The 17,365-nt window shown below is 70.4% G+C and carries 12 protein-coding genes; 8 read left to right on the top strand and 4 right to left on the bottom strand.

Annotation, left to right across the window (positions count from 1 at the left end):
- Window positions 1–690 (bottom strand): maleylpyruvate isomerase family mycothiol-dependent enzyme, encoded by a 690-nt coding sequence (locus tag ACZ4N5_RS16525; protein WP_467757781.1) that lies wholly within the window; start codon window positions 688–690, stop codon window positions 1–3.
- Window positions 691–913: 223 nt separating this feature from the next.
- Here ACZ4N5_RS16525 and uvrA point away from each other — a divergent pair, with 223 nt between their 5' ends.
- The gene (gene uvrA / locus ACZ4N5_RS16520) at window positions 914–3,967 is read left to right on the top strand and encodes an excinuclease ABC subunit UvrA (protein WP_467757780.1); all 3,054 of its coding nucleotides are present in this window, start codon (window positions 914–916) and stop codon (window positions 3,965–3,967) included.
- 141 nt (window positions 3,968–4,108) lie between these two features.
- Here uvrA and ACZ4N5_RS16515 read toward each other — a convergent pair whose 3' ends face one another.
- Together ACZ4N5_RS16515 and ACZ4N5_RS16510 are read right to left on the bottom strand one after the other, a co-directional pair.
- On the bottom strand, window positions 4,109–5,020 hold the full coding sequence (locus tag ACZ4N5_RS16515) for a carbohydrate kinase family protein (protein WP_467757779.1): 912 nt from the start codon (window positions 5,018–5,020) through the stop codon (window positions 4,109–4,111).
- A complete protein-coding gene (locus ACZ4N5_RS16510) occupies window positions 5,017–6,084 on the bottom strand; it encodes a LacI family DNA-binding transcriptional regulator (protein ID WP_467757778.1) in 1,068 nt (355 codons plus the stop codon). The genes ACZ4N5_RS16515 and ACZ4N5_RS16510 overlap by 4 nt, the downstream gene beginning before the upstream one ends.
- 336 nt (window positions 6,085–6,420) lie before the next feature.
- Here ACZ4N5_RS16510 and ACZ4N5_RS16505 point away from each other — a divergent pair, with 336 nt between their 5' ends.
- Window positions 6,421–6,846 carry a Rieske (2Fe-2S) protein gene (locus ACZ4N5_RS16505; protein ID WP_467757777.1) on the top strand — a complete coding sequence of 142 codons (426 nt, stop codon included), beginning with the start codon at window positions 6,421–6,423 and terminating at the stop codon, window positions 6,844–6,846.
- Between the two features lie 97 nt (window positions 6,847–6,943).
- Here the strand turns inward: ACZ4N5_RS16505 and ACZ4N5_RS16500 are convergent, their stop codons facing one another.
- The gene (locus tag ACZ4N5_RS16500) at window positions 6,944–7,891 is read right to left on the bottom strand and encodes a hypothetical protein (RefSeq protein WP_356781951.1); all 948 of its coding nucleotides are present in this window, start codon (window positions 7,889–7,891) and stop codon (window positions 6,944–6,946) included.
- A 238-nt stretch (window positions 7,892–8,129) separates the two neighbouring features.
- Between ACZ4N5_RS16500 and ACZ4N5_RS16495 the strand changes: the two genes are divergently transcribed.
- The 6 genes from ACZ4N5_RS16495 to ACZ4N5_RS16470 all read left to right on the top strand — a co-directional run bounded on the left by ACZ4N5_RS16495 (window position 8,130) and on the right by ACZ4N5_RS16470 (window position 17,239).
- The gene (locus ACZ4N5_RS16495; protein ID WP_467757776.1) at window positions 8,130–8,525 is read left to right on the top strand and encodes a hypothetical protein; all 396 of its coding nucleotides are present in this window, start codon (window positions 8,130–8,132) and stop codon (window positions 8,523–8,525) included.
- Window positions 8,526–8,742: 217 nt separating this feature from the next.
- Entirely contained in the window at window positions 8,743–11,028 is a 2,286-nt protein-coding gene (gene uvrC, locus ACZ4N5_RS16490; protein ID WP_467757775.1) for an excinuclease ABC subunit UvrC, read from the top strand.
- Window positions 11,025–12,044 carry an RNase adapter RapZ gene (rapZ, locus tag ACZ4N5_RS16485; RefSeq protein WP_467757774.1) on the top strand — a complete coding sequence of 340 codons (1,020 nt, stop codon included), beginning with the start codon at window positions 11,025–11,027 and terminating at the stop codon, window positions 12,042–12,044. The genes uvrC and rapZ overlap by 4 nt, the downstream gene beginning before the upstream one ends.
- Window positions 12,041–13,111, top strand: a complete 1,071-nt coding sequence (locus ACZ4N5_RS16480) for a gluconeogenesis factor YvcK family protein (protein WP_467757773.1) — start codon at window positions 12,041–12,043, stop codon at window positions 13,109–13,111. The genes rapZ and ACZ4N5_RS16480 overlap by 4 nt, the downstream gene beginning before the upstream one ends.
- The gene (gene whiA / locus ACZ4N5_RS16475; RefSeq protein ID WP_037624822.1) at window positions 13,102–14,091 is read left to right on the top strand and encodes a DNA-binding protein WhiA; all 990 of its coding nucleotides are present in this window, start codon (window positions 13,102–13,104) and stop codon (window positions 14,089–14,091) included. The genes ACZ4N5_RS16480 and whiA overlap by 10 nt, the downstream gene beginning before the upstream one ends.
- Window positions 14,092–14,281: 190 nt before the next feature.
- Window positions 14,282–17,239, top strand: coding sequence for a M14 family metallopeptidase (locus ACZ4N5_RS16470; protein ID WP_467757772.1), 2,958 nt, complete (start codon window positions 14,282–14,284; stop codon window positions 17,237–17,239).
- The last annotated feature ends 126 nt before the right edge of the window (window positions 17,240–17,365 follow it).

Here is a 17,365-nt window from a genome sequence, read left to right as displayed (position 1 = left end):
CTATAGCGGAGGGAGGGCGGGAAGCGGGCCGCCGCTCACCGTCAGGCCGGTGCCGTCGCGTCGGCCGCAGAGCCAGCCGAGCAGATCGGCCGCCGGGCCGTGGACCTCGACCGGTCCGCCCTCGGCGCCGCCGCCCGTGGTCCATGTCCGGCCGTCGCCGGCGTCCAGCGCCGTGGAGGGCACGTCCTTGTGGCCGGCGAACCGCTCCGCGAGGAAGTCGATCTCCCGGGTCACGAATTCCGCCGGCAGATCCTCCAGCTCGTACCCGATCCCCAGATCCACATGGTGCAGGTCGACCTCGACCCAGCGCCGGAACGGCACCCGGGCCGCGGAGTCCGTGACCCCGTTGCGCAGCTCCACCGTGCGGGACCAGTCCGCGGGAGCGGCTCCCGTCTCTTCGAAGCGGGCCCCGCTCTCCCGCAGGTCCGCCAGCTGCACCTCCAGGGGGCGCGGGGCGTCCCGCTCGATGTCGGCGTCCCGGGCGCTCGCCGAGGCGTACATGGGGCGCCCCTCCAGAACGTTCACCAGAGCGTCCGCGTTGCGGGACAGGTGGGCGAGCACGTGCCCGCGGCTCCAGCCGGGAAGCCGTGACGGCTCGGCCACGGCGGCGTTGTCCAATTTGGTGACTGCGGTGAGCAGTCGTTCCGTCGCGTCACGTACAGACGCCAGGTCGCGCACATGATCCATCATGGGGTCGACCCTAGCCCCGCCACACGTTCGGGTGAAGCTGGTCGGCCGCCCCCGTAAATCGAATGCACGTGCTATACGCTCGTCGGTGGCGTCGGGCATGCTGGATGGTCCGGGATTGTTGTGAACCAGCGAAAGCAACCGGCGCTGTCAGTGGCTCGCCCTAGTCTGAGAAGACGGGGGCCTGCGGCCCCTGTCACTTCTCTCAAGAAAGGTACGGACCGGCGTGGCCGACCGTCTCATCGTCCGTGGAGCGCGCGAGCACAACCTGAAGAATGTCTCGCTCGACCTCCCGCGCGACTCGCTCATCGTCTTCACGGGCTTGTCGGGGTCGGGCAAGTCCTCCCTCGCCTTCGACACGATCTTCGCCGAGGGCCAGCGGCGCTACGTGGAGTCCCTGTCCTCGTACGCCCGGCAGTTCCTCGGCCAGATGGACAAGCCGGACGTGGACTTCATCGAAGGTCTCTCCCCGGCTGTCTCCATCGACCAGAAGTCGACCTCGCGCAACCCGCGCTCGACGGTCGGCACCATCACCGAGGTCTACGACTACCTCCGGCTGCTCTTCGCGCGCATCGGCAAGCCGCACTGTCCCGAGTGCCGCCGGCCCATCTCGCGCCAGTCGCCGCAGGCCATCGTCGACAAGGTTCTGGAACTCCCGGAGGGGAGCCGCTTCCAGGTCCTGTCGCCGCTGGTGCGCGAGCGCAAGGGAGAGTTCGTCGACCTGTTCGCCGACCTCCAGACCAAGGGGTACAGCCGTGCCCGGGTCGACGGGGAGACGATCCAGCTCACCGAGCCGCCGACACTGAAGAAGCAGGAGAAGCACACCATCGAGGTGGTCATCGACCGCCTCACGGTGAAGGACTCCGCCAAGCGCCGTCTCACCGACTCCGTGGAGACCGCCCTCGGCCTCTCCGGCGGCATGGTCGTGCTCGACTTCGTCGACCTCCCCGAGGACGACCCCGAGCGCGAGCGCATGTACTCGGAGCACCTGTACTGCCCGTACGACGACCTGTCCTTCGAAGAGCTGGAGCCCCGCTCCTTCTCCTTCAACTCGCCGTTCGGCGCCTGCCCCGAGTGCACGGGTATCGGCACGCGCATGGAGGTCGACCCCGAGCTGATCGTCCCGGACGAGGAGAAGTCCCTCGACGAGGGCGCCATCCACGCCTGGTCGCACGGGCACACCAAGGACTACTTCGGCCGGCTGATCGGCGCCCTCGCTGACGCGTTGGGCTTCCGGACCGACATCCCCTTCGCCGGGCTGCCGCAGCGCGCCAAGAAGGCCCTGCTCTACGGTCACAAGACGCAGATCGAGGTCCGCTACCGCAACCGGTACGGACGCGAGCGCGTGTACACCACGCCCTTCGAAGGGGCCGTCCCCTTCGTCAAGCGGCGGCACAGCGAGTCCGAGAGCGACGCCAGTCGTGAGCGCTTCGAGGGCTACATGCGGGAGGTGCCCTGCCCCACCTGTCAGGGCACGCGCCTCAAGCCGCTCGTCCTCGCGGTCACCGTCATGGAGAAGTCGATCGCCGAGGTCGCCGCCATGTCCATCAGCGACTGCGCGGACTTCCTGGGGCAGCTGAAGCTCAACGCGCGCGACAAGAAGATCGCCGAGCGCGTCCTGAAGGAGGTCAACGAACGGCTGCGCTTCCTGGTCGACGTCGGCCTCGACTACCTGTCGCTGAACCGCGCGGCCGGCACCCTCTCCGGCGGTGAGGCCCAGCGCATCCGCCTGGCCACCCAGATCGGCTCCGGACTCGTCGGTGTCCTCTACGTGCTCGACGAGCCCTCCATCGGTCTGCATCAGCGTGACAACCACCGGCTGATCGAGACCCTCGTCCGCCTCCGCGACATGGGCAACACGCTCATCGTCGTCGAGCACGACGAGGACACCATCAAGGTCGCCGACTGGGTCGTCGACATCGGCCCCGGCGCGGGCGAGCACGGCGGCAAGGTCGTGCACAGCGGACCCTTGAAGGAACTCCTCGCCAACCCCGAGTCGATCACCGGCCAGTACCTGTCGCGCAAGAGGCAGATCCCGACCCCGGACATCCGCCGCCCCGCCGACCCGGGCCGCAGGCTCACGGTGCACGGCGCCCGCGAGAACAACCTCCAGGACATCGACGTGTCCTTCCCGCTGGGCGTCCTGACGGCCGTCACCGGCGTATCGGGTTCCGGCAAGTCGACGCTGGTCAACGACATCCTGTACACGCACCTGGCCCGCGAGCTGAACGGTGCGAGGAACGTGCCGGGGCGGCACACGCGCGTGGAGGGCGACGACCTCGTCGACAAGGTCGTGCACGTCGACCAGTCGCCCATCGGCCGTACGCCCCGCTCCAACCCGGCGACGTACACCGGAGTCTTCGACCACGTCCGCCGACTGTTCGCCGAGACCACCGAGGCGAAGGTGCGGGGCTATCTGCCCGGCCGCTTCTCCTTCAACGTCAAGGGCGGCCGCTGCGAGAACTGCTCCGGCGACGGCACCATCAAGATCGAGATGAACTTCCTGCCGGACGTGTACGTCCCCTGCGAGGTCTGCCACGGGGCGCGCTACAACCGGGAGACCCTTGAGGTCCACTACAAGGGCAAGTCCATCTCCGAGGTCCTGGACATGCCGATCGAGGAGGCGCTCGGCTTCTTCGAGGCGGTGCCGGCGATCGCCCGCCACCTTCGGACGCTCAACGACGTCGGCCTCGGCTACGTCCGGCTCGGCCAGTCCGCGCCGACGCTGTCCGGCGGTGAGGCGCAGCGCGTCAAGCTCGCCAGCGAGCTTCAGAAGCGTTCCACCGGCCGCACCGTGTACGTGCTCGACGAGCCGACCACCGGTCTGCACTTCGAGGACATCAGCAAGCTCATCACGGTGCTGTCCGGTCTGGTCGACAAGGGCAACACGGTCATCGTCATCGAGCACAACCTCGATGTCATCAAGACCGCGGACTGGGTCATCGACATGGGCCCCGAGGGTGGCAACGGCGGCGGTCTCGTGATCGCCGAGGGCACGCCCGAGGAGGTCGCCGGCGTTCCGGCCAGCCACACCGGCAAGTTCTTGCGCGAGATCCTCGGCGCCGACCGGATCAGCGACGCCGTTCCCGTGAAGGCACCGCGCAGGACGGCCGCCAAGAAGACGGTCGCGGCGGCCGGGACGGCGGCGAAGAAGACGGCCACGAAGACCGTCAACAGCACGGCCACCAAGAAGGCGGCCGCGGCGAAGAAGACCGTCACGAAGTCGGTCGCCAAGAAGGTGACCCCCGCGAAGAAGACCACGCGGGCCCGCAAGGCCTGATCCGACCGGACCGACGCGTCGGTCCGGCGACTCGCCACCACACGGCGCCCCGTGGGGACTCCCCCGCGGGGCGCCGTCCGTTGTGAAGTCGGGCTCCCGTCAGCACGGTTCGAGTAACCGAGGGGTGACGGCCGGGCGTTCCTACAGGTTGCCGAGTTCGTTGGCGTACGGCGGTTCGGCTCCCGCGCGGGAGCAGGTGACGGCCGCCGCGCGGGCCGCGAAGCGCAGGAGTTCGGTCCAGCCCTGGGGGCCCAGTTCCGCGACTGCGGCCGGGGACAGGGAGTTCCGGGCGGCCAGGCCGTGCAGCAGGGCCGCGTTCACGGTGTCGCCGGCGCCGATGGTGTCCACGACGTCGACCGGTTCGCCGGGCACGGAGTGGACCGAGCCGTCCCGGGTGAACGCGGTGAGACCGTTGCCGCCCTGGGTGATCACCACGGCGGCGGGTCCGGCGGCCAGCCACTCGCGCGGGGTGCCGCCGAGCCACTGGGCGTCCTCCTCGGACAGCTTGAGCAGGCAGACCGACGGCAGCCAGCTCTTGAACCGGGCGCGGTAGGCGTCCGGGTCGGGGATCAGACCGGCGCGGATGTTCGGGTCGAGGGCCGTGAAGACGCCCTGCGCGGCGGCCGCCCGCATCAGCTCCTCGTACGCGCTCGCGCCCGGTTCCAGAACGAGTGAACAGGTGCCGAAGGACACCGCCCGCACGGCGTCGGGGAGTCGGTCCGGGGCGGTGAAGAGACGGTCCGCCGTGCCCTCGACGTAGAAGGAGTACGCGGCCGAGCCGTCCGTGTCGATCGTGGCGACGGCCAGGGTCGTCGGTTCGCCGCCACGCTGCACGGACGAGACGTCGACGCCCGCGTCGCCCAGCCCGGCCAGGAGGGCCTCGCCGAACGCGTCGCGTGAGACGCGGGAGCAGAAGGCGGTGGGGGAGCCGAGGCGACCGAGTGCCACGGCCGTGTTGTAGGGGCCGCCGCCGAGACGAGGCAGCAGGCCCGCCAGGGCGCCCGCGTCCTGCGGCACCAGATCGATCAGGGCCTCACCGGCGACGACGATCACGACTCGGGTCCTTTCGTCGGTATCTCGGGGCTCTCGGGGTGTACGGCGCTCTCGGAGCAGCCGCACGAGGTGCGGTGGACGAAGGCGGAGGGAAGCCGGACGGTCCGGCTCTCCAGGTGCGGCGACGCCAGCCGTTCCAGGAGCAGCCGGACGGCCGTGGCGCCGATCTCCTTGCTGGGCTGGGCGATCACGGTGAGCCGGGGCGTGAACAGATCCGCCCAGGAGAAGTCGTCGAAGCAGCACAGCGCCAGGTCGTCGGGCACGGACAGGCCCCGGTCACGCAGAGCCCGCAGCACGCCGATGGTCATGGCGTTGTTGGCGGTGACGAGCGCGCCGGGCGGCGCCCCGAGGGACAACAGCCGGTGGGTGGCCTCCTCGGCCGTCTCCGTCCGGGAGTCGCCGTGCGCCACGAGCCGTTCGTCGTAGGGGAGTCCGGCGTGCGCGAGACCGTGCCGGTAGCCGGTGATCCGCTCGGCCGTGGTGCTGAGTCCGGGCAGGCCCGCGACCAGTCCGATACGCCAGTGTCCGCGCTCGGCGAGGTGCGCGACCAGGCTCGCCATGGGTGCGGTGTTCTCGGCGCAGACCTGGTCGTGGCGGAGGCCGCTCCCGCCGGGAGGGTCCACGAGCCGGTCCAGGAAGACGGTGGGTACGTCGTGCTGCCCGAGGTAGCTCAGGAGCGCCTCCGGGGTCGCCGACGGCGCGATGATCATTCCGTCCACGCGTCGTTCGTGCAGCAGTTGGACGACTTTGCGCTCGTGCTCGGGGTCGTCGTGCGGATCGGCGATCAGCAGGCCGTAGCGGTGTTCCAGGGCTCCGGCCTCGACACCCTGGAGGATCTCCGTGAAGTACGGGTTGCTGATCGCCGACACCGCGAGCCCGATGGAACGCGTACGTGAGGTGACGAGTGAACGGGCGAGGGTGTTGGGCGTGTAGCCCAGCTCGTCGATCGCGTCGAGAACGGCCTGGCGGGTCCCGGGCAGGACCGGACGGGTGTCGTTGAGGACGTGCGAGACGGTCGCGATGGACACGCCCGCCCGCCGGGCCACATCGACCATCGTCGCCATGGCGCTCCCTCCCTCGGCACTCGGGCCCTCGCCCGCGAACGGAACCTGGGTGCGGGCCCGTGAACAGAACCCGGGTGCTCGCCCGTGACCAGAACCCGGGCGGCGGCCCGCGAACGGAACCTGGTCGCCCGAGGGTGAAGGTATCCCAGTCGACGGCCGACGTAAACGCTTACGCATGCGTTTGCGTAAGCGTTTACGCCCGTAATGGCGCCGGCCCACCCCGCACCGAGCGGAACGATCTGCACCGGTATCGTCGGTGCGCGACACCCGTTGCCGTGTTCGGCCTCGTCATGCTCGGCGGAGTGTCCGCAAGCACCCTCGACCAGTGGAGATGCCATGTCCGGCCGTCCGTCCGCGAGCCGTCGTACCGTCCTGCGGGGAGCGGCGCTCACCCCGGTCGCCGGGCTCGGCCTCGCGGCGTGTTCCGGCGGCAGCGGTGGCGGAACCCCCGCGACGCCGACCGCTCCTGTCGTCCTGGGCGCGGAGGGCGAGGTCGCCAAGGGCGGTGCTCAGCTGTACCTGGAGCAGAATGTCGTGGTCAGCCGCGCCGAGAACGGTTCCCTCAAGGCGTTCAGCTCGATCTGCACCCATGCCGGGTGCGCCATCAACAAGCTGCAGGGCACGACGCTCGTATGCCCGTGCCATGGCAGCGAGTTCGACGCCATGAACGGCAAGGTGCTGCGGGCACCGGCCACCGTGCCGCTCCACGAGCTGTCCGTCGAGGAGAAGAACGGGAAGATCGTCGCCGGGCCGGGTGCCTGAGCTCAAGCGCGGTCCGGGCGCGTGAGCTCAGGTGCGGTCCGATCGCGTGAGCCCGATCGCGGGCCGGACCGGCCGGGGACCGCACCCGGGGAGGGGGTCACTCCCAGTCCCATCCGATCCCCACGATCCCCGACCGCACACGCGGCTCGACCAGGTGCACCGAGCGGTGGTGGCCGCTCAGCGTCAGTTCCTGGCGGCCGCTGCGCGGCGCGGCCGCCGAGTGCTGGGTGAACCGGTGGCAGCGCACGGGCAGCGCGTTCTCGGTGAAGTGCACCTGGAGCGCGTACTGTCCGCCCGCGAAGCCGAACCCGCGGACGTACTCGCTCGACGCCCCGGCGGTGCCGTCCTCGAAGGCGTAGCGGAAGAGGAACGTATCGCCTGCCCGCAGCCGGGTGTCGAAGAGCAGTTCGGCGACGAGCACGCCGGTGTCGCGGTGCCAGCGCACCCGGCCCGTACGGCAGTTCTCCAGAGCCCGGACCGCCGTCCGTTCCGGTGCGCATCCGGGGTCGCCGTGGTGGATGGCCACATAGCGGTCCACGCCGTCCTTGTGGGCGCGCACTATGTGGTGCGATTCGCGACCCAGTAGTTCGCGATGGGAGCCTATGCGGACCCGTTCGTGATGGCCGATAGTGTGCAGACCGCCGTCGAGCGGGGACTCCAGTTCGGCCAGCAGCCGTTCCAGGACACCGGAGGCCTCCACCAGCGAGCGGTACGAACGCCCTGTGGGGCGCTCCGGATCCGAGCGCTCCTCGGCCTCGGCCAACAGCCTGATCAGGGACTCGTCGGGCAGCTGGAGTATCTCCTCCAGGGCGCGGACGGCCCGCAGCGACTCGGGGCGCTGGGGACGCCGGGCACCCTGCTGCCAGTAACTCAGGCTCGTCACCCCGACCTTGACGCCGTACCGCGACAGATGGTGCTGGACGCGTTGGAGCGGCAGCCCGCGGGCGGTGATCGCGGCGCGCAGTGCGACATGGAAGGGGCCGCCCCGCAGGGCCGTTTCCAGTTCAGCCGTGGCGACGTACGCGTGCTGTGTGCCGTGCCGCATGCAGGGGCCTTTCTGTGGATGTTCACTCCGGCTGGTCAGGCCGTTCGAGCGGTTCGTCGGCGCCGCCCAATGGGCGCGCGGGGGCCGTTCACAGGCAGGTTTCGCCGTTCACGCCCCGAGTTCCCCCGCATTGAAGCGTGTTGACCAAGTCCCGACAACACCTGATGCTCAACATGGCTCACCACAGCCCCCCGGACGCGCTCCTTCCCTCCTCGACCCCCACTCGGGAGCAAACACGATGCGCCACAGACGACGACTCGTCGTTCTCGCCGCGGTTCTGGCCGCCCTGGGCGCCACCCCGGCGACCGCGGCCGCCGGGCGCGCGGCCGGCCACTCCGGTACGTCCGTGCACGCGGGCGTGCTTCCGGGCTCCGCGGCGACGCGGCTCGGCGGGGCGGCCGGACACGACGCACCCCGTGCGGCCGGACTCGGCGTACCGCGGGTGGACCGCGGAGGGCACGGGGACGAGCGAGGCCCTGGCGGGGACAGAGGACCCAGCCGCGAAGGTGTCCGTACCGGTGGTGAAGACCCGACCGACCCCTTCGTCGTGGTGGCGTCGGCGACGGCCGGGGTGGGCGCCCTCGTCGCGCTCGTCCTGAGCGTCTCGCGGGCCCTGCGCAGACGCCGCGGCTGACACCGCGCGGGGACCGTAGAGAAGCCCGGCCGGAGCGTTCCGGGCGGAGTACGCCTCCCCGGGCGCCGTGATGATCACCGTCGCGTGGCCCGGACGATCGCGGCTGTTCACGGCGAGCCGACGTTCCTGGAGTCGCACCCGCGCGCTCCCTGTGTTCTGTCCACAGGCAGGCCGGTAGCCGACCGCGCTGTCGGCCCACGCCAGTAGGGTGTGTGACATGGCCGACCCCTCCAGCTACCGCCCCAAGCCGGGACAGATCCCGGACTCTCCCGGGGTGTACAAATTCCGCGACGAGCACCGCCGGGTGATCTACGTCGGAAAGGCGAAGAGCCTGCGCCAGCGCCTGGCGAGCTACTTCCAGGACCTGGCGAATCTCCACCCGCGCACGCGCACGATGGTCACCACGGCCGCGTCGGTGGAGTGGACGGTCGTGTCCACAGAGGTCGAGGCCCTTCAGCTGGAGTACTCCTGGATCAAGGAGTACGACCCCCGGTTCAACGTCAAGTACCGCGACGACAAGAGTTACCCCTACCTCGCCGTGACGATGAACGAGGAGTTCCCGCGCGTGCAGGTGATGCGCGGCCACAAGAAGAAGGGCGTTCGCTACTTCGGTCCGTACGGGCACGCGTGGGCCATCCGCGACACCGTCGACCTGTTGCTGCGTGTCTTCCCGGTCCGCACCTGCTCCGCCGGCGTCTTCAAGAACGCCTCCCGCACCGGCAGGCCCTGCCTCCTCGGCTACATCGGCAAATGCTCCGCGCCCTGCGTCGGACGGGTCTCGCCCGAGGAGCACCGCGACCTGGCCGAGGAGTTCTGCGACTTCATGGCGGGTCGTACGGGGACGTACATCCGCCGCCAGGAACAGCAGATGATGGACGCGGCCGAGGAGATGGAGTACGAGCGCGCGGCCCGGCTGCGCGACGACATCGAGGCCCTGAAGAAGGCCATGGAGAAGAGCGCGGTCGTCCTCGCCGACGCGACCGACGCCGACCTCATGGCCGTCGCCGAGGACGAGCTGGAAGCCGCGGTACAGATCTTCCATGTGCGCGGCGGACGCGTGCGCGGCCAGCGGGGCTGGGTCACGGACAAGGTGGAGGCGGTCACCACGGGTGACCTCGTCGAGCACGCGCTCCAGCAGCTCTACGGGGAGGAGACGGGCGACTCCGTCCCCAAGGAGGTGCTGGTCCCGGCGCTGCCCGAGCCGGTGGAGCCCGTTCAGGAGTGGCTGACCGCGCGCCGCGGATCGAACGTGTCGCTCCGCATCCCGCAGCGCGGCGACAAGAAGGCGCTCATGGAGACCGTGCAGCGCAACGCGCTCCAGGCGCTCGCTCTGCACAAGACCAGGCGCGCCTCCGACCTGACCACGCGCTCGCGGGCCCTGGAGGAGATCGCCCAGGCGCTCGACCTGGACAGCGCGCCGCTGCGGATCGAGTGCTACGACATCTCGCACCTCCAGGGCGACGACGTGGTGGCCTCGATGGTCGTCTTCGAGGACGGGCTCCAGCGCAAGGGCGAGTACCGGCGCTTCCAGATCAAGGGCTTCGCCGGCCAGGACGACGTCCGCTCCATGCACGAGGTGATCACCCGCCGCTTCAAGCGCTACCTCGTCGAGAAGGAGAGGACGGGGGAGTGGACGGACGGCGAGGACGCCGTTTCAGGGGCTTCGGAGAGCGTTGCCTCGGCGACCCTCGCTCCCGGGACCGCGATAGCGGAGACCGTCGCTTCCGGGACCCCGCTGCCTGAGACCTCCGCCTCCGGGACGGTCGCTTCCGGGACCCCGCTGTCCGAGACCGCCGCCTCCGGGTCCGTCGCTTCCGGGACCCCGCTCTCCGAGACCGCCGCCTCGGCCCCCGGGAGCCCGCTCTCCGAGACCCCCCTCTCCGTGAGCGCCTTCTCCGACGACGACGGCCGGCCCAAGCGCTTCGCCTACCCCCCGCAGCTCGTCGTCGTCGACGGTGGCCGGCCGCAGGTGGCCGCCGCCCAGCGGGCCCTCGACGAGCTCGGCATCGACGACATCGCCGTATGCGGACTCGCCAAGCGCCTGGAGGAGGTGTGGCTGCCGGACGAGGACGACCCGGTGGTCCTGCCGCGCACCAGTGAGGGGCTGTATCTGCTCCAGCGGGTCCGGGACGAGGCCCACCGCTTCGCGATCACCTACCAGCGCGCCAAGCGGGCCAAGCGCTTCAGGGCGGGCCCCCTGGACGACGTGCCGGGCCTGGGCGAGTCGCGCAAGCAGGCACTGATCAAACACTTCGGTTCCGTGAAGAAGCTCCGGTCCGCGACGATCGACCAGATCTGCGAGGTTCCCGGCATAGGACGAAAGACGGCGGAGACCATCGCCGTGGCCCTCGCCGAGGCGGCTCCGGCCGCACCCGCCGTGAACACGGCGACTGGAGAGATCATGGAAGACGACGAAGGCGCGGCGCCCGAAACGACGGCGGGCCCCGCGGAGGAGCCCGTGACCGCGGGCGCCTCGGACGAGCGACGGGGGCAGGAGACATGACCGAGAACGACGCGCGTGAAGAGGAACGCCCGGCGCAGGGCCAGGAAGCACACAAGGAAACAAGCGAAGATCACGCGGAGCAGGAAGCACCACGGGAAGACGGAGAACAGGTGGGTACGGGCAGCGAGACGGCCGGAACGGGAGTTCCGGACGCCGTCATTCCCGAGCTGGTGATCATCTCCGGTATGTCCGGAGCCGGCCGGTCCACGGCCGCCAAGTGTCTGGAGGACCTCGGCTGGTTCGTCGTCGACAACCTGCCGCCCGCCCTGATCCCCACGATGGTGGAACTCGGCGCCCGCTCCCAGGGCAATGTGGCACGGATCGCGGTCGTCGTCGACGTACGCGGCCGGCGGTTCTTCGACAACCTCCGCGAATCCCTCGCCGACCTGGAGTCCAAGAACGTCACCCGGCGGATCGTCTTCCTGGAGTCCTCCGACGAGGCACTGGTGCGCCGCTTCGAGTCCGTGCGCCGGCCGCACCCCCTCCAGGGCGACGGCCGCATCGTGGACGGGATCGACGCCGAGCGCGAGCTGCTGCGCGAGCTGCGCGGCGACGCCGACCTGGTCATCGACACCTCCAGCCTGAACGTGCACGAGCTGCGCGCCAAGATGGACGCCCAGTTCGCGGGCGACGAGGAGCCCGAGCTGCGGGCCACCGTCATGTCCTTCGGCTTCAAGTACGGCCTCCCGGTCGACGCCGACCTGGTCGTGGACATGCGGTTCCTGCCCAACCCGCACTGGGTCCCCGAGCTGCGCCCGTTCACCGGCCTGAACGAAGAGGTCTCGGCGTACGTCTTCAACCAGCCCGGCGCCAAGGAGTTCCTCGACCGCTACGCCGAGCTGCTCCAGCTCATCGCCGCCGGTTACCGGCGCGAGGGCAAGCGCTATGTGACCATCGCGGTCGGCTGCACGGGCGGCAAGCACCGCTCGGTGGCGACCGCCGAGAAGCTCGCCGCCCGCCTCGCCTCCCAGGGCGTGGAGACCGTGCTCGTGCACCGGGACATGGGGCGCGAGTGACCGGACGTACTGCCCTGCGGCTGAGTCGGCTGCGCCGGGAGATCCCCGGGGACCGCGCCAACCAGCCGGTCGTGGCGCGCGGTGCCAAGCCGCGCCGCCGCGGCGCCCAGCCCAAGGTCGTCGCCCTCGGCGGCGGCCGGGGGCTGTCCGCCTCGCTCGCCGCGCTGCGCCGGATCACCGGCGACCTCACCGCCGTCGTCACCGTGGCCGACGACGGCGGCTCCAGCGGCCGCCTGCGCGACGAGCTGGGCGTCCTCCCGCCCGGTGATCTGCGCAAGGCGCTGGCAGCGCTGTGCGGCGACGACGCCTGGGGCCAGACCTGGGCCCGCGTCATCCAGCACCGCTTCCAGTCCAAGGGCGACCTGCACGAACACGCGGTCGGCAATCTGCTGATCGTCGCCCTGTGGGAGCAGCTCGGGGACCATGTCCAGGCCCTGGACCTGGTCGGCAAGCTGCTGGGCGCGCACGGCCGGGTGCTGCCCATGTCCGCCGTGCCCCTGGAGCTCCAGGCCCTGGTCAAGGGGCACGACCCCGACCGGCCCGACGAGGTCGGGACGGTGCGGGGCCAGGCGAATGTGGCGCTCACGCCCGGCGAGGTCCAGTCCGTGCACGTCGTACCGCACGATCCGCCGGCCGTGCCCGAGGCCGTGGCCGCGGTCCTCGACGCGGACTGGGTGGTGCTCGGCCCCGGCTCCTGGTTCTCGTCCGTGATCCCGCATCTTCTGGTGCCCGAACTTCTGGACGCCCTCAGCCGGACGAGGGCGCGCCGGGTACTCTCCCTGAACCTCGCCCCGCAGCCCGGAGAAACCGAAGGCTTCTCCCCGCAGCGTCATTTGGAGGTTTTGGGACGACACGCCCCTAAACTCGCCCTGGACGTGGTGCTGGCCGACGAGGCCGCCGTGCCCGACCGCGACTCTCTAGCCGACGCCGCCCAGCGGTTCGGTGCCGCGGTCGAGCTGGCGCCGGTGGCCCGGACCGACGGATCTCCGCGGCACGACCCGGAGCTGTTGGCCGCCGCGTACGACCGTATTTTTCGGATGCATGGAAGGATCGGCCCATGGCGATGACGGCAGCGGTGAAGGATGAGATTTCCCGGCTCCCCGTCACCCGGACCTGCTGCAGGAAGGCGGAGGTATCCGCCATCCTGCGGTTCGCCGGCGGCCTTCACCTGGTGAGCGGCCGGATCGTGATCGAGGCGGAGCTGGACACCGCCATGGCGGCGCGCCGCCTGAAGCGGGACATTCTGGAGATCTTCGGCCACAGTTCCGAACTGATCGTGATGGCGCCCGGAGGGCTGCGCCGCGGATCGCGCTACGTGGTGCGCGTCGTCGCGGGCGGTGACCAGCTGGCCCGCCAGACCGGGCTCGTGGACGGGCGGGGCCGCCCGATCCGAGGGCTGCCGCCGCAGGTGGTCTCGGGGGCCACCTGCGACGCCGAGGCGGCCTGGCGCGGGGCCTTCCTGGCCCACGGCTCGCTCACCGAGCCCGGCCGCTCCTCGTCCCTCGAGGTGACCTGCCCGGGGCCGGAGGCCGCGCTCGCGCTGGTCGGCGCCGCCCGCCGGCTGTCGATCGCGGCGAAGGCCCGTGAGGTGCGGGGAGTGGACCGCGTGGTCGTTCGCGACGGCGACGCGATCGGCGCGCTGCTGACCCGTCTCGGCGCGCACGAGTCGGTGCTGGCCTGGGAGGAGCGGCGGATGCGCCGCGAGGTCCGGGCCACGGCGAACCGGCTCGCCAACTTCGACGACGCCAATCTGCGCCGCTCGGCGCGCGCCGCCGTCGCCGCCGGGGCCCGCGTCCAGCGCGCCCTGGAGATCCTCGCGGACGAGGTGCCGGAGCATCTGGCCGCCGCGGGACGGCTGCGCATGGAGCACAAGCAGGCCTCCCTGGAGGAGCTGGGCGCCCTCGCCGACCCGCCGCTGACCAAGGATGCCGTCGCCGGCCGTATCCGCAGGCTGCTGGCGATGGCGGACAAGCGGGCGCAGGACCTCGGGATCCCCGGGACGGAATCGAGTCTGTCCGAGGAGATGGCGGACAACCTCGCGGGCTGAACCGGACCCGCGGGGCGATGTGAAAAACGTGCGGGATTATCTGACAGAAGCTCAATATGCCGGTGCCGACGCCCGATTGGGAGGTCGGCACCGGTGGTCCTTCGCCCGCGAGGCGCCCTTGACTTGACCTTGAAGTGTCATGAGCCTGGCATCTGTTCGCTGCTGTGGCGGACCAGTGCAAGGGGGGCTCATGAGACGAAGAGCGAGCGCGATCCTCGCTACCGGCGCGCTCCTGCTGGGCGGTGCGGCCGTGGCGCCGATCGCCCAGGCGCAGAACGGCAGTTCACCCAAGCCCGACGCGAACGCCGTGAAGGTGTTCCGAGCCGAGGTCACGAAGCAGCAGGTACCCCTGCTGCTCGCGGCCGGCCAGGACGGTCACGAGCTCGGCGACACGACCTGGAAGAACGGCAGGAGCACGGTCGAGGTCTACGTCACCGACCAGCAGGCCAAGAAGCTGGAGAAGCAGGGCGTCGACCTCACGGAGCACACGCTCTCCGCCAAGGCCGAGAACCGGGTCGAGGGTGCCGCCCAGGGAGTGTTCCGCCCGTACAGCGGGAAGGGCAACCTCCAGGAGGAGATCATCAGGACGGGTGAGGCCAACCCCGGCCTGACCAAGGTCGTCTCCATCGGCAAGACCCTGAACGGCCAGGACATCCTCGCGCTCAAACTGACCAAGGGCGCGAAGACGACCAGGGACGGCGCCAAGCCGTCGGTGCTGTATATGTCCAACCAGCACGCGCGCGAGTGGATCACGCCCGAGATGACGCGGCGGCTGATGCACTACTACCTGGACAACTACGCCACGGACAAACGCATCAGGAAGATCGTCGACTCCACCGAGCTGTGGTTCGTCCTGTCGGCCAACCCCGACGGCTACGACTACACGTTCAAGGACGCCGACGCCCGCCAGTGGCGCAAGAACCTGCGGGACGTGAACGGCGACGGCGTCATCTCCACGGGCGACGGCGTCGACCTCAACCGCAACTTCGCCTACAAGTGGGGCTACGACGACGAGGGTTCGTCGCCCAACCCCACCAGTGAGACCTACCGCGGCGCGAGCCCCGGTTCCGAGCCCGAGACCAGGGCGCTGGACGCCTTCGAGAAGCGGATCGGCTTCACGTACGGCATCAACTACCACTCGGCCGCCGAACTGCTCCTCTACGGAGTGGGCTGGCAGGTGGCGACACCCACTCCTGACGACGTGCTCTACAAGGCACTCGCCGGAACCCCCGAGCACTCCGCGATCCCGGGCTATCACCCGCAGGTCTCCTCGGAGCTGTACACGACCAACGGCGAGGCGGACGGCCACGCGGGCAACGTCAACGGCATGGCGATGTTCACCCCCGAGATGTCGACCTGCGAGACGGCGTCCGACCTCGACCCGAACGACGCCTGGAACGCGGCGGACTGCGCCTCCGTCTTCACCTTCCCGGACGACGAGAAGCTGATCGAGCAGGAGTTCGAGAAGAACGTCCCGTTCGCGCTCTCCGTCGCCGAGACCGCCGCCCACCCCGACCAGCCGTCCTCCTCGGTCGGCCTCGAGGCCCCCGACTTCACCCCCGCCGCCTTCTCCACGTCGTACTCCCGGGGCGCCGACCAGGAGGTCTCCGTCGTCGTCCGCAAGTCGGTACGCGACAAGGAGCTCAAGTACCGCGTCAACGGCGGCCATACGCTCGACATGGCGCTCAGGCCCTGGCAGGGCGGCGACACCTACGGCGGCACGGACAACCTCTACTTCGACGAGTACCGCGCCAAGGTCAAGGACGGCGACCCGGGCGACAAGGTCGAGGTCTGGTTCACCGGTGAGACCCGGAGCGGAAAGCCCACCTCCAGCACGCACTTCACGTACACCGTGGCCCAGCGGCCGCGGGCCGACGTGCTCGTGGTCGCCGAGGAGGGCGCGACCGCCACACAGGCGCAGACCTACGTCGACGCGCTGAAGGCGAACGGCAGGAAGGCCCTCGTCTGGGACGTCGCCACCCAGGGCGCGCCGGACGCGCTCGGCGTCCTCGGCCACTTCGGGACCGTCGTCCACTACACCGGCGCACTGCGGCCCGGCAACGCCACCCAGCTCCAGCTGCGGGCCTTCCTCAACGAGGGCGGCAAGCTGGTCGAGGCGGGCGAGCTGGCCGGTGGCAGCGTCGACCTCGGCGGCGGCACCCTCTCGAACGACTTCAGCCAGTACTACCTGGGCGCCTACTCCCGTACGTCCACTCCCGGCGCGAGCGGCTTCACCGGCTCGGGGAAGCTCGGCGGCGTCACAGGAGCGCTCGGCGACGCGCCCGGCAACCCGCTGAACGCGGCGGGCACCTATGGCGTCACCTCGGACTCGCTCGCCGCCGCGCAGTACCCGCAGTTCGCCTCCGGCGCGGGAGCGGGCCAGTTCAGCGGCACCGTCAACCCGTACGGGCCGTACGCGGGCTCGTACATGGCCGCCGCGGTCCACACCGACGACGCCTACAAGCGCCTCACCCGCACCATCGACCTCACCGGGGTCGGCGCCGCCGACAAGCCGACGCTCCGTTCCCAGCTGCTCTGGGACACCGAGCCCGGCTACGACCATGCGATCGTCGAGGTCCACACGACCGGGGCCGACGACTGGACCACGCTTCCCGAGGCGGGCGGTGCCACCTCGGCCACGGTCCCGACCGAGTGCGAGGCCGGCTTCCTCGCCCGGGAACACCCCTGGATCAAGCACTACCTGACCGTGAGCGCGGCCGGCTGCACCGCCACGGGCACCAGCGGTGCGTGGAACAGCTTCACCGGCGCCTCCAGCGGCTGGCAGCAGGTCGCCTTCGACCTGAGCGCGTACGTCGGCAAGTCGATCGAGGTCTCGTTCAGTTACATCACCGACCCGAGCTCGGGCGGCCACGGTCTCCTCGTCGACAACGCCTCCCTCGTGGTCGGCGGCACCGCCACCGACACGGAGGGCTTCGAGTCCTCCCTCGGTCCCTGGAGCGTCGCCGGCCCGCCCGCGGGCAGCCCGGCCGTCCTGCGGGACTGGGCGCGCACCGGAGAACTGTTCAAGACATATGGAGCGGTCACCACGGACGACTCCGTACTGCTGGGCTTCGGCCTGGAACACGTCAGTTCGGCGGCCGACCGCGCGGCCCTGATCGGAAAGGCGCTCTCGGCACTGAAGAGCTGACTGTGCGTGACAATCGCATGAACAGCGCGGGTGATCCGTACCCCTACTGACGGGTACGGATCGCCCTGCCGTGTATGGCCCTACTCGATGTCACTCCGGGGGCTCCAGGGAGGTAGGGTCGGACTC

The sequence above is a fragment of the Streptomyces sp. NPDC026500 genome (assembly GCF_055567635.1).
The sequence above is the reverse complement of the archived record's forward strand: the minus strand, read 5'-3'. Positions and strand labels throughout refer to the sequence as shown.

What these genes read in the sequence shown, in the direction of transcription:
- ACZ4N5_RS16525 (WP_467757781.1), bottom strand. Translation starts at nt 690, where the DNA reads ATGATGGATCATGTGCGCGACCTGGCGTCTGTACGTGACGCGACGGAA.
- ACZ4N5_RS16510 (WP_467757778.1), bottom strand. Translation starts at nt 6,084, where the DNA reads ATGGCGACGATGGTCGATGTGGCCCGGCGGGCGGGCGTGTCCATCGCG.
- ACZ4N5_RS16505 (WP_467757777.1), top strand. Translation starts at nt 6,421, where the DNA reads ATGTCCGGCCGTCCGTCCGCGAGCCGTCGTACCGTCCTGCGGGGAGCG.
- ACZ4N5_RS16500 (WP_356781951.1), bottom strand. Translation starts at nt 7,891, where the DNA reads ATGCGGCACGGCACACAGCACGCGTACGTCGCCACGGCTGAACTGGAA.
- ACZ4N5_RS16495 (WP_467757776.1), top strand. Translation starts at nt 8,130, where the DNA reads ATGCGCCACAGACGACGACTCGTCGTTCTCGCCGCGGTTCTGGCCGCC.
- uvrC (WP_467757775.1), top strand. Translation starts at nt 8,743, where the DNA reads ATGGCCGACCCCTCCAGCTACCGCCCCAAGCCGGGACAGATCCCGGAC.
- rapZ (WP_467757774.1), top strand. Translation starts at nt 11,025, where the DNA reads ATGACCGAGAACGACGCGCGTGAAGAGGAACGCCCGGCGCAGGGCCAG.
- whiA (WP_037624822.1), top strand. Translation starts at nt 13,102, where the DNA reads ATGGCGATGACGGCAGCGGTGAAGGATGAGATTTCCCGGCTCCCCGTC.
- ACZ4N5_RS16470 (WP_467757772.1), top strand. Translation starts at nt 14,282, where the DNA reads ATGAGACGAAGAGCGAGCGCGATCCTCGCTACCGGCGCGCTCCTGCTG.